Below are 12,695 nucleotides of genomic sequence, written 5' to 3'. Positions count from 1 at the left end.
CCTGAAAATCTCATTGTCCGACACTAGAAATGGATAATGTAGTCTAGCAGCTCGTCTGGAGTATCAAGGATTGTGTCGGGTGAACCTCGCAGAAGGGTTTGGCGTGAATGCCAGCCCCAGCTGATGGCAATGGTCACCGCTTCGGTTTGTCGGGCTTCCAGAATGTCACCAAGGGTGTCGCTGATAAAGAAAACTGAGTGGTCGGGATATTGCGCCTGAATCCGGGCAATTTTTACTGTTTTGTCCCGATGTGTTTCAAGACCGAGTACTTCCTGAAAAACATTCAGCCGGTGTTCTTCCAGAAAAACACTGGCGGTAGCATTGAAGTTATTGGTTATCAGATACAGAGGATAATGATGGTTGAGCTGCTGCAGTGCCTGTTTTATTCCGGGAAAAGGGGAACAGCTTTTGATCGCAGTGGTTAACGCCAGGCTCAATTGAAGAAAGTTTGTCTGGTTAACCGGGCAGGGGTGAAGTGCCGTTTGCAGATTCTGGTAAAAATTGCCTTCAAACATTTCCAGTAGAACAGCCTCACTGACCAGATCATTGAAACCTGTTTTGTTCAGGTACTCACTGAAGACCGGATAAAATGCCTGCCAGGAATCAGCAATAACACCGTCCATATCAAACAGAACAACTTTTTGTGACATCAGTGACTCCGTTTCTGGCTCATGCGGCGGTTCAGCATTTCCACCATGAGTGAGAAGGCCATGGCGAAGTAGATATACCCCTTGGGTATGTGGAAGTCCAGACCTTCAGCCATCAGTGAAACACCGATGAGAATCAGGAAGCTGAGTGCCAGCATTTTAAAGGTTGGGTTATTGCTGACAAACTGGCCGATGGGGCCAGCGGCAAACATCATTACACCCACGGCGATCATGATGGCGGCCACCATCACCCATACATCGTCAGCCAGGCCGACAGCGGTGATGACAGAGTCCAGGGAGAAAACAATATCCAGAAGCGCGATCTGAATCAGGGTGAAGAAAAAACCTCGTCGTATAAGTGCCGGGGCACCCTCGTCTTCCGGTTCGAAACAGTTGTGAATTTCGTGTGTTGATTTCGCCAGCAGAAACAGTCCACCGCCAAACAGAATGATATCCCTGCCAGAGACTTCATGTCCGAACACGGTAAACCAGGTCGCAGTTAACCCCATAATCCAGGCGATAGACAGCAGTAAAGCGATTCGGGTACCCATTGCCAGCAGCAGGCCGAGGTAACGGGCGCTCGCCCGTTGCTGTTCTGGCAACCGGTCGACCACAATAGTAATGAAAATGATATTGTCGATGCCAAGAATGATTTCAAGCAGAGCCAGTGTCGCCAGGGCTATCCAGGGCTCAGGCGTCAGCAGGACTTCCAGGGTAGGCAGGGAAAAAACAGGGTCCATGATGCGCCCTTCGCTTCATTGACAGTTGTGTTTATTTATATCGGCCTGCTTTATTTTAGACCTTAACGGGTTAGACGAAAGACAATAATAAGCCGGCAATTCTCAGTGTGAGTATTGCCGGCTTCTTGAAGTTAATGGTCAGTCAGGTTAAAAAGATGCGCAAATCAGCGCTGGTCCAGAGGCACAAAGTTTCTGGATGTGGTACCTGTGTACAACTGACGGGGGCGACCAATGCGATATTCACCGCTGATCATTTCATGCCAGTGAGCAATCCAGCCCGGCGTACGACCTGTTGCAAAGATAACCGTAAACATCTCAGTTGGAATGCCTAATGCTTTCAGGATGATGCCTGAGTAGAAATCGACATTCGGATAGAGCTTCTTCTCAATGAAATATTCATCTTCCAGCGCAATCTGTTCAAGACGTTTGGCAATTTTGAACAGAGGGTCGTTTTCCAGGCCCAGTTCGTACAAGACTTCGTCGCAGGTCTGCTTCATCACTTTGGCACGCGGGTCAAAGTTTTTATAGACACGATGACCAAAGCCCATCAGTCGGAAAGGGTCGTCCTTGTCTTTGGCGCGGGCGATGAATTCGTCAATATTGTCAACACTGCCAATCTCATTCAGCATCACCAGTACCGCTTCATTGGCACCGCCATGGGCTGGTCCCCACAGGGCTGCGATACCGGCAGCAATACAGGCGAATGGGTTGGCACCACTGGAGCCGGCCAGGCGAACCGTTGAAGTGGATGCATTCTGCTCATGGTCTGCATGAAGCAGGAAGATGCGATCCATAGCGCGTGCCAGTACCGGGCTGACCTCGTAATCTTCACAGGGGGTACCAAACATCATGTGCAGGAAGTTGCCACCGTACGAAAGGTCGTTGCGCGGATACATGAAAGGCTGACCAATGGAGTATTTATACGCCATGGCTGCCAGGGTTGGCATCTTGGAAATCAGGCGGTAGGCACAGATTTCCCGGTGATTTTCATTGGTGATGTCCAGAGAGTCGTGATAGAACGCGGACAATGCACCTACAACACCACAGATCACTGCCATAGGGTGTGCGTCGCGGCGGAAACCTGAGAACAGATCGATCAGTTGTTCATGAACCATCGTATGGTTCATGATGGTTTTCTGGAACCGGTTTTTTTCTTCAGCGTTTGGCAGTTCCCCGTAGATCAGCAGAAAACAGGTTTCGAGGTAGTCAGAATGTTCTGCCAGTTGTTCAATCGGGTAACCCCGGTGCAACAGTATGCCTTTGTTGCCATCAATGTAAGTGATTTTAGACTCACAGGATGCGGTAGATACAAAACCAGGGTCGTATGTAAAGTAACCATTGGCAGTAAGGCTGCGGACGTCAATAACATCAGGACCAGTAGAGCCGGAGTAAACAGGTAACTCCAGCTCCTTGCCTTCTATCGTTAAGAGAGCTTTTTTTTCAGCCATGATCAGGTTGGCCTCCTGTTTTGCCGTTTTATTGGTGTCTTTATAGTCAATCCAGGCCCTGATATGAGTAATTGTTAGACAGAAAATGACCGGGCCCGCTTGTACGGTTCGACCACTATAGAGGGATTAAATCTTTTGTCAAACCTGAAAAATTATGACCGGTAAAATAATGATCAGTAAGCAGAATTCCTTAATATGGAAGTAAATTGTAATTGAAAACCGAAGTGTATATACTTCGAACCCGAAGTCGCGGAAGGCTTTTAGCAGGGGACGGAATAGCCTCCAACGGCTGACGGAAACCTGTAAACGTCAGCGGTTGAGCAGGTTTGGGACCTGCGTTTTTTGGGGACCCTGAGTATTCTGTCCCGGGGTTTCAGTGCTCTTTCTGCTGCGCACGCCGTAAGGCGTCAGGACAAAAAACGTGAATAGCAAAAGACCAGTCAATCTGGATATAACGACAATAAAACTGCCTCTGCCAGCTTATACCTCCATCTTGCATCGACTGTCAGGCATACTCCTTTTTATCGGGGTAGGGTTGCTGATTTATGCACTGGACCTTTCGCTGGCTTCTGAAGAATCCTTTGCTGACCTGCAGGTGATCCTGTCATCGGGGCTGGCAAAATTTGTCCTCTGGGTTCTGCTTTCAGGATTGATCTACCACTTCGTTGCCGGAGTCAAACACTTGTTGATGGATATCGGCATAGGCGAAGAGCTTGAGTCTGGCCGTATCGGTTCAATAGTCACCATTGTTGTATCAGCCGTTCTGATCGTTCTTGCGGGGGTCTGGGTATGGTAACCAATATCACCAATTTGTCCCGAAGCGGGTTGTATGACTGGATGCTGCAGCGTCTCTCCGCGATTGTTCTGGCAGCCTATACCCTGTTTATCGTCGGATATATTCTGACAACGCCCGGGCTGGATTATGGACAGTGGAGTGAACTGTTCAGCCAGGTCTGGGTACGTATTTTCAGCTTTCTGGCGCTTCTGTCTCTTGTTGCCCATGCCTGGGTAGGCATGTGGACCATTGCCACAGACTATTTAAATAGCCGTGCTTTCGGAGAAAAGTCGGTTTTGATTCGGTTCCCCGTGCAACTGATCTGCTTTATTGCACTGTTCAGTTATCTGGTCTGGGGCATTCAAGTAATCTGGGGGCTCTGATTAATGGCGGCACTTCGTACCCTTACCTATGATGCGATTGTTATTGGTGGAGGCGGCGCGGGTATGCGCGCTGCACTGCAGTTAACTGAGGCAGGTATCAGGACGGCCTGTATCACGAAAGTTTTTCCGACCCGTTCGCACACCGTTTCGGCCCAGGGAGGGATTACCTGTGCAATAGCCAGTGATGACCCCAAGGATGACTGGCGCTGGCACATGTTTGATACGGTTAAGGGCTCCGATTATATCGGTGATCAGGAGGCCATTGAGTACATGTGTTCCGTTGGTCCCCAGGCTGTGTTTGAGCTGGAACATATGGGGCTGCCATTTTCCAGAACCGATGAAGGGCGCATTTATCAGCGTCCGTTTGGCGGTCAGTCTAAAGAGTACGGAAAAGGTGGTCAGGCAGCGAGAACCTGTGCCGCAGCTGATCGAACCGGACACGCCCTGTTACACACCCTTTACCAGGCCAACCTGAAAGGTGGTACCACTTTTTTTAATGAGTGGTACGCCGTTGACCTGGTCAAAAACCAGCGGGGGCAGGTAGCAGGCGTTATTGCCATCTGCATTGAGACCGGTGAAACCGTTTACGTTAAAGCCAAGGCGACAGTACTGGCAACGGGTGGTTCAGGTCGAATTTACGCTTCGACCACTAATGCCCTGATTAACACCGGCGACGGCATCGGCATGGCGTTACGCGCAGGCTTCCCGATGCAGGATATGGAGATGTGGCAGTTCCATCCAACCGGCATTCATGGTGCCGGCGTTCTGGTCACCGAAGGCTGCCGTGGTGAAGGGGGCTACCTGATCAACAGCGAAGGTGAGCGTTTTATGGAGCGCTATGCACCTAATGCCAAGGACCTGGCGGGTCGTGATGTGGTCGCCCGTTCCATGATTATTGAAATTCTGGAAGGCCGGGGCTGTGGTCCGGATAAAGACCATGTACTGCTGAAACTTGATCATCTGGGTGATGAAACCCTGAACCTGCGCCTGCCGGGCATCTGCGAACTGTCCAAAACCTTTGCCCATGTTGACCCGGTAAAAGCGCCGGTTCCTGTGGTACCTACCTGCCATTACATGATGGGGGGCATCCCAACTAATATTGGTGGTCAGGCGCTGTTCCCTGACGGTCAGGGTAATGATCAGGTGGTGGATGGTCTTTACGCCTGTGGAGAAGCAGCCTGTGTATCGGTTCACGGTGCTAACCGTCTTGGCGGTAACTCTCTGCTTGACCTGGTGGTCTTCGGCCGGGCAGCAGGGCTGCAGATTGAAAAGAGCCTGAATGAAGGTTTTGACTCAGTCGATGCATCCGACAGTGACATTGAAGCAGCGCTGTCCAGACTTGACCGTCTGAACAGCAGCCAGTCCGGTGAAAAAGTCGCAGAGCTGAGAACCGAACTGCAAAACACCATGCAGCTGTATTTCGGAGTGTTCCGCGAAGGTGACAGCATGCAGGAAGGTCTTAAAAAGCTGGATGAACTGGGAGAGCGGATGCAGAACCTCCATCTGCAGGATAAGAGTCAGGCTTTTAATACCGCCAGAATTGAAGCTCTGGAGCTTGAAAATCTTTATGAGGTGGCTTACGCCACAGCGGTGTCAGCTGAAGAGCGTAAAGAGTCCCGGGGCGCGCATGCCCGGAATGACTTTACCGAACGTGATGACGAAAACTGGCTGGTTCATTCGGTTTACTACCCGACAGACAGGGCAGTAGGTAAACGTCAGGTGAATTTTGCTCCCACATCGATGGAAGCGTTCCCGCCCAAGGCAAGAACGTATTAAGGGAGGCTAATGATAGTTATGTTAGTAAGTGTCTATCGCTATAATCCGGAAACGGATGCCAGGCCTTTTATGCAGGATTATCAGGTGGAGATTCCGGAAGGCAAAGACCTGATGGTGCTTGATGTTCTCAACCTTCTGAAAGAGCAGGACCCGACCCTGGCTTACCGACGTTCCTGTCGGGAAGGGGTTTGTGGCTCCGATGGCTTAAGCATCAGCGGGACTAACGGACTGGCGTGCATCACGCCTCTGTCTGAAGCCACCCGGGGCAAACGTCTGGTTCTGCGTCCGCTGCCGGGACTGCCAGTTATACGTGATCTGGTTGTCGATATGGGGCAGTTCTACAAGCAGTATGAAAAGATCAGGCCCTACCTGATTAATGATCAGCCTGCCCCCGCCATTGAACGTTTGCAGTCACCTGAAGACCGGGAAAAGCTTGACGGGCTTTATGAATGCATACTCTGTGCCTGCTGTTCAACAGCCTGCCCGTCCTTCTGGTGGAATCCTGACAAGTTTGTGGGGCCTTCCGGCCTGCTGCAGGCATACCGCTTCCTGGCAGACAGTCGTGATACCGCCACTCAGGAACGTCTGGCTGATCTGGATGATCCATTCAGCGTGTTCCGGTGCCGGGGCATTATGAACTGCGTCAGTGTTTGCCCAAAGGGGTTGAACCCAACCAAAGCCATTGGGCATATCCGGCAGATGCTTTTTAACAGCGCCACTTAATGGCGTTGTTGCGTTTAGTGGGTGCAGTTACAAATAGTATTTTTTTACAGTTAATTGTATCTACAATGGAGCGGGATTGTTCGAAGGTGGAGCTGGTTATATACATAGCTCTGTCTGTAGTTTACTCTTGGATGCCTGCCGGTTTTGTGACCAGTTTTTTGTGAACGGCCGGTAAGTTTTACCAGCAGGGGCGGCCAGCATAGTGCTGGTTATCTGAAGGGGGGGTTGAAAGTGGATGTTTAAAAGGACAGCACACTTTCAACGCATCGTAACGGAATGGAACGGTATGAATCCTGCACGTGCGAACCTCTGTATGAGATTTTGCCCCAGATATACGGGGTGCGGACCATGCAAGAAGGTGTCATGCAGCAAATGTGGGCGACGTCTCATATTGCCGGGGGAAATGCTGCATACGTCGAGGAGTTGTACGAGCTTTATCTGCGGGACCCTAACGGTGTCTCAGAAGAGTGGCGTGACTATTTTGAAAAGCTTCCACAGGTGAATGGTGGAAATCCGGATGTGCCACACTCAACCATTCAGGAAAACTTCATCCTGATGGCCAGGCAACATCAGACTACCCGCCCAATAGCTGCCAGTACAGTATCCAGTGATCATGAACGAAAACAGATTCAGGTTCTGCGCCTGATCAGTGCGTACCGAATTCGTGGTCACCAGCAGGCACGCATTGATCCGCTGGGCATATTGAAAAGGGAAAAGTTCCCGGATCTGACCCTTGAATACCACGGCCTTTCTCAGGCTGATCTGGAAATCGAATTTCAGACCAGCACCATTTTTATTGGCAAAGAACGGGCAACGTTACAGGAAATCATCGCTGCGCTGGATGCCACCTACTGTGGGGCGGTGGGTGTTGAGTACATGCATATTGTCAGTACTGAGCAACGCCGATGGTTTCAGAGCCGCATGGAAAGTGTCAGGGGGCGTCCTGAAGTGGGCAGGGAAGCCCAGCTGCATCTGCTGGAACGTCTGACCGCTGCGGAAGGGCTGGAAAAATACCTTGGTACCCGTTACCCCGGTACTAAGCGTTTTGGCCTTGAAGGTGGCGAAGCGTTGATTCCCATGCTGGACGAGATGATTCAGAGAGCAGGTACTTACGGAGCCAAGGAAATCGTTATTGGAATGGCACACCGTGGTCGTCTTAATGTCCTGGTGAACATTCTGGGTAAAAATCCTTCTGAGCTTTTTGATGAGTTTGAAGGCAAGAAAATGGCAGACAGTGGCTCTGGTGATGTGAAGTATCACCAGGGTTTTTCGTCTAATGTTATGACGCCGGGTGGAGAGGTACACCTGGCGCTGGCTTTTAACCCTTCGCATCTTGAAATTGTGGCACCAGTAGTCGAAGGTTCAGTGCGGGCCCGGCAGGACCGGCGTCATGATGAGGTCCGGGGACAGGTAATTCCTGTTTCCATTCACGGTGACGCGGCTTTTGCCGGACAGGGCGTTGTGATGGAAACCCTGCAGATGTCCCAGACCCGTGCTTACAGTACGGGTGGTACCGTCCATATCATCATTAACAATCAGGTAGGCTTTACCACCAGTCGCCGGGAAGATGCCCGTTCTACGGAGTACTGTACCGATGTTGCCAAAATGGTGGGTGCGCCAATTCTTCACGTAAATGGTGATGATCCGGAAGCGGTTCAGTTTGTGACCAAGCTGGCGCTGGATTACCGTATGGAGTTTAAACGGGACGTGGTGATCGACATGGTCTGCTATCGTCGTCGTGGGCATAACGAGGCCGATGAACCTTCTTCAACTCAACCAATGATGTACCAGACGATCAAGAGTCATGCCACGACCAGAGACTTGTATGCCGAAACTCTGGCCGGGCAGGGAGTCATCTCTGCTGAAGCCAACAAGGAGCTGGTGAACAGCTATCGGACTGCACTGGACAACGGCGAGCATGTTGTCAAGGCACTGGTTAAGGAACCCAATACGGAGCTGTTTGTTAACTGGACACCTTATCTGGGGCACGAGTGGACAGCACGGCATGATACCCGGGTAGCCCTGGGTAATTTGCAGGAACTGGGACAGAAACTGTGCGACATTCCTGAAGGCTTTGTGCTACAGCGTCAGGTCAGCAAAATTATCGACGATCGTCGTAAGATGGCAGCCGGTGCATTGCCCATTAACTGGGGTTGTGCAGAGGTTTTGGCTTATGCCTCTTTGTTGAAAGAGGGGCATCCTGTTCGAATCACTGGTCAGGATGTTGGTCGCGGAACCTTTTCTCACCGCCATGCCGTGCATCACAACCAGAAAGACGGCAACGCACTGGTACCTCTGGCCAGGCTGAGTGATGACCAGCCCCCGTTCCAGATATGGGATTCGCTGCTGTCTGAAGAAGCCGTGCTGGCTTTTGAGTATGGTTATGCGACCACGACGCCGGGGGCGCTGGTGGTTTGGGAGGCCCAGTTTGGTGACTTTGCCAACGGTTGTCAGGTGGTGATCGACCAGTTTATTACCAGTGGTGAGCACAAATGGGGACGCCTGTGCGGTCTGACCATGCTGTTGCCCCATGGTTACGAGGGGCAGGGACCAGAACACTCGTCTGCCCGGCTGGAACGTTACCTGCAACTGTGTGCGGAACACAATATTCAGGTGTGTGTACCAACGACCCCTGCACAAGTGTTCCACATGTTGCGCCGTCAGGTATTAAGGCCGCTGCGCAAACCTTTGATTGCTTTCACCCCTAAGAGCCTGCTGAGACACAAACAGGCCATCTCAACACTTGAAGATCTGGCTGAAGGTGGGTTCCAGACCGTTATTCCTGAAGTGGAAGAGCATAAGCACGCTGATGTGCGCCGGTTGATTCTCTGCAGTGGCAAGGTCTATTACGATTTAATTGACAAGCGACGTAATGATGAGATTAACGACACCATCGTCGTTAGGATCGAGCAGCTTTATCCATTCCCACAGGACGATCTGGATGAATTAATCATTCAATATCCAAATCTTGAGCATGTTGTCTGGTGCCAGGAAGAACCTATGAACCAGGGAGCCTGGTATTGCAGCCAGCACCACATGCGGCGCTCTGTTGCCCGGCTCAATGATAGTCTGGCGCTTCAGTATGCAGGACGTGATGCTTCTGCGGCACCGGCGTGTGGCTACATGTCCAAGCATGTAGAAGAGCAACAGAAACTGGTAGATGACGCATTTACGGTATAAATATTCGTCTTGTGTCGTTCAAAGTGAAAGACGCAGGCAGGTCAAATACTCCAAGGGATCATTATGGCCATTGAAATAAAAGCACCCACCTTTCCCGAGTCTGTCGCAGACGGTGTTGTAGCGACCTGGCACAAAAAGCCGGGGGAAGCCTGTAGTCGGGATGAGCTGTTGGTTGATATTGAGACAGACAAGGTGGTTCTGGAGGTTGTTGCTCCGGTGGATGGAACCTTAACAGAGCTTATTAAGAATGAAGGCGATGTTGTTCTTGGAGAAGAACTGATTGCCCGGTTTGAAGCGGGTGTTGTCGCTGAAACGCCCGGGGAAACGATAGCAGAACCTGAATTCGTCCCGGCTGCAGTCGCTGCGCAGGAACCAATCCTTAGTCCTGCTGCGCGCAAAATGGCGGATGAAAAAGGCTTCAATCCCACCGACATTGCCGGAACCGGTAAGGGTGGAAGAGTGACCAAAGAAGATGTGATGCGTCATGCAGACCAGAATCCGGTTGCCAGCCCTGCACCTGTTACTGTTTCTCCCCAGACTACTGCTCCCCGGGTAGAGGCCACTTCTCCGGTGTTTGCCGGTGAACGTGTGGAAAAGCGGGTTCCCATGACAAGGCTGCGTGCCAAGGTGGCTCAACGACTGGTAGACGCTCAGCAGACTGCTGCCATGCTGACCACGTTCAACGAGGTCAACATGAAGCCGGTAATGGAGTTGCGTAGCCGTTACAAGGATCAGTTTGAAAAACGCCACGGGGTCAAGCTCGGCTTTATGTCTTTCTTTGTAAAAGCCTGTACTGAAGCCCTTAAGCGTTTCCCCGCTGTGAATGCTTCGATTGATGGCAATGATATTGTTTATCACGGTTATCAGGATGTCGGCGTGGCAGTATCCAGTGACCGGGGGCTGGTGGTGCCGGTTCTGCGTGACGCGGAAGCCATGAGCCTGGCTGACATTGAGGCAAAAATCCGTGAGTACGGGCAGAAAGCTCAGGCAGGCAAACTGGGCATTGAAGATATGACGGGAGGTACCTTTACCCTGTCTAATGGTGGTGTGTTTGGTTCGCTGCTCTCTACCCCGATTCTGAACCCGCCCCAGTCAGCCATTCTCGGCATGCATAAAATTCAGGAGCGCCCGATGGCCGTTAACGGGCAGGTGGAAATTCTGCCCATGATGTATCTGGCGCTTTCCTACGACCACCGTTTGCTGGATGGCAAAGAGGCGGTCACCTTCCTTGTGACTATCAAGGAATTACTCGAAGATCCTGCACGCATACTGCTGGAATTATAAGTTGTAGACAGTGAGTGGATGGCTGTTCCGGCAGTCATCAGATTCATTTGCTAGGAATAGAAATTATGGCAAATCAGTTCGACGTCGTCGTTATTGGAGCAGGACCAGCGGGTTATGTTTGTGCTATTCGCGCCGCTCAACTGGGACTAAAAACCGCTTGTGTTGAAAAGTGGTCAGACGACAAGGGGAAAACATTATTGGGCGGCACCTGTCTGAACGTTGGGTGTATTCCTTCCAAGGCGCTGCTGGACAGCTCTCATAAATTCGTTGAGGCACAGAAAGACTTTGGCCTTCATGGTATCGAACATGAAGGGGTCAAGATGGATGTGCCAAAGATGATTGCCCGTAAAGATAAAATTGTTCAGACCCTGACTAGCGGCGTTGGTGGTTTGTTCAAGGCTAACGGGGTGACACTACTGGAAGGCGCGGGCAAGGTTCTGGCTGCGAAACAGGTGGAGTTGACCAAGGGTGACGGCAGTGTAGAAATTATCGAAACCGCTAATGTGGTGATTGCAACCGGATCCCGTCCGATCGACATACCACCGGCTCCGGTTGATAACGACCTGATTGTTGACTCAACCGGTGCGCTGGAATTCAGGGACGTGCCAAAGCGTCTTGGTGTGATTGGTGCGGGTGTGATCGGTCTGGAACTCGGTAGTGTCTGGGGGCGTCTGGGTTCTGAGGTTGTGGTGCTTGAGGCTCTGGATCAGTTTCTGGCTGCTGCGGACCAGCAGATTGCTAAAGAGTCCATGAAAATAATGAAAAAGCAAGGATTAGACATTCGCCTTGGGGCTCGGGTGACAGGGTCGGAAATCAGGGATAAAGAGATTGATGTCACTTATGTAGACGGTGAAGGCAAAGAAAATTCATTAATTTTTGACAAGCTCATTGTCGCCGTAGGTCGACGTCCTTATACTGAGGGCCTGCTTGCTCCTGACAGTGGTGTCAATCTGGATGAACGTGGTTTTATTTTTGTCGATGACCACTGTGCAACCGATGTACCTGGTGTCTATGCTATTGGTGATGTCGTGCGAGGGCCAATGCTTGCGCATAAAGGCAGTGAAGAAGGCATCATGGTTGCCGAAATCATTGCTGGCCAGAAAGCCCAGATGAACTATGATCTGATTCCGTCAGTTATTTATACCCATCCTGAAATTGCCTGGGTTGGAAAGACTGAAGAAGAAGTCAAAGCGGAAGGTAATGAATACAAAGTGGGAACCTTCCCATTTGCTGCCAGTGGCAGGGCTCTGGCGGCTAATGAAAAAGACGGAATGGTGAAAGTGATCGCTGATAAAGCGACAGACCGTATTCTGGGTGTCCATGTGGTTGGACCCAGTGCGGCAGAGCTGGTTCAGCAGGGCGTTATTGCGATGGAATTCGCTGCCAGCAGCGAAGACTTGGCTTTGACTATCTTCTCTCACCCGACGTTAAGCGAAGCTTTGCATGAAGCGGTTCTGGCTGTGGATGGGCATGCCATTCATATCGCTAATCGCAAGCGGCGTTGATCATTTGATATAAATACTGGAGTTGCTTTTTTAAAGGACTGAGGCAATTCCAGACTGATAGCAGTGATCAACGGAATAATGCTGGTGCCTGCTTGTTTTCAGGCAGGTGCTGCGTTAAAGAGTTTGATCTGCAAATGTGGATCGTGGGACTATTTTTTAAGGAAATACAGCTTTCAGACTTACAGGCTATTGTCATGTCCGGAAGTGTGAACTGTATTTCTATTCATGACTGTT

Annotated in this window: 10 protein-coding genes; 7 read left to right on the top strand and 3 right to left on the bottom strand. The window is 50.9% G+C overall.

The window, feature by feature from the left end:
- Window positions 1-23: 23 nt before the first annotated feature.
- The 3 genes from V5J35_RS03285 to gltA all read right to left on the bottom strand — a co-directional run bounded on the left by V5J35_RS03285 (window position 24) and on the right by gltA (window position 2,835).
- Window positions 24-650, bottom strand: coding sequence for an HAD family hydrolase (locus V5J35_RS03285; protein WP_354009888.1), 627 nt, complete (start codon window positions 648-650; stop codon window positions 24-26).
- Window positions 650-1,387, bottom strand: a complete 738-nt coding sequence (locus V5J35_RS03280) for a TerC family protein (RefSeq protein ID WP_354009887.1) — start codon at window positions 1,385-1,387, stop codon at window positions 650-652. Before V5J35_RS03280 ends, V5J35_RS03285 begins: the two co-directional genes overlap by 1 nt.
- A 164-nt stretch (window positions 1,388-1,551) precedes the next feature.
- The gene (gene gltA, locus V5J35_RS03275; RefSeq protein ID WP_354016263.1) at window positions 1,552-2,835 is read right to left on the bottom strand and encodes a citrate synthase; all 1,284 of its coding nucleotides are present in this window, start codon (window positions 2,833-2,835) and stop codon (window positions 1,552-1,554) included.
- Between the two features lie 421 nt (window positions 2,836-3,256).
- On the opposite strand from gltA, the gene sdhC reads away from it, so the two are divergent.
- From sdhC to lpdA, 7 genes are all read left to right on the top strand, one after another.
- Complete coding sequence (sdhC, locus tag V5J35_RS03270) at window positions 3,257-3,631, top strand: succinate dehydrogenase, cytochrome b556 subunit (RefSeq protein WP_354009886.1); 375 nt, start codon at window positions 3,257-3,259, stop codon at window positions 3,629-3,631.
- Window positions 3,625-3,993, top strand: a complete 369-nt coding sequence (gene sdhD / locus V5J35_RS03265) for a succinate dehydrogenase, hydrophobic membrane anchor protein (protein ID WP_354009885.1) — start codon at window positions 3,625-3,627, stop codon at window positions 3,991-3,993. Before sdhC ends, sdhD begins: the two co-directional genes overlap by 7 nt.
- A gap of 3 nt (window positions 3,994-3,996) precedes the next feature.
- Window positions 3,997-5,769, top strand: coding sequence for a succinate dehydrogenase flavoprotein subunit (gene sdhA / locus V5J35_RS03260; protein WP_354009884.1), 1,773 nt, complete (start codon window positions 3,997-3,999; stop codon window positions 5,767-5,769).
- Window positions 5,770-5,787: 18 nt separating this feature from the next.
- A complete protein-coding gene (locus V5J35_RS03255; RefSeq protein ID WP_354011364.1) occupies window positions 5,788-6,492 on the top strand; it encodes a succinate dehydrogenase iron-sulfur subunit in 705 nt (234 codons plus the stop codon).
- 348 nt (window positions 6,493-6,840) lie between these two features.
- Window positions 6,841-9,672 (top strand): 2-oxoglutarate dehydrogenase E1 component, encoded by a 2,832-nt coding sequence (locus V5J35_RS03250; RefSeq protein WP_354016262.1) that lies wholly within the window; start codon window positions 6,841-6,843, stop codon window positions 9,670-9,672.
- Between the two features lie 63 nt (window positions 9,673-9,735).
- A complete protein-coding gene (gene odhB, locus V5J35_RS03245) occupies window positions 9,736-10,956 on the top strand; it encodes a 2-oxoglutarate dehydrogenase complex dihydrolipoyllysine-residue succinyltransferase (RefSeq protein WP_354009883.1) in 1,221 nt (406 codons plus the stop codon).
- Window positions 10,957-11,021: 65 nt separating this feature from the next.
- Complete coding sequence (gene lpdA, locus V5J35_RS03240; RefSeq protein WP_354009882.1) at window positions 11,022-12,461, top strand: dihydrolipoyl dehydrogenase; 1,440 nt, start codon at window positions 11,022-11,024, stop codon at window positions 12,459-12,461.
- Window positions 12,462-12,695 lie beyond the last annotated feature (234 nt).

It is taken from the genome of Endozoicomonas sp. NE40 (genome assembly GCF_040549045.1).
Lineage (GTDB): Bacteria > Pseudomonadota > Gammaproteobacteria > Pseudomonadales > Endozoicomonadaceae > Endozoicomonas_A > Endozoicomonas_A lisbonensis.
The sequence above is the reverse complement of the archived record's forward strand: the minus strand, read 5'-3'. Positions and strand labels throughout refer to the sequence as shown.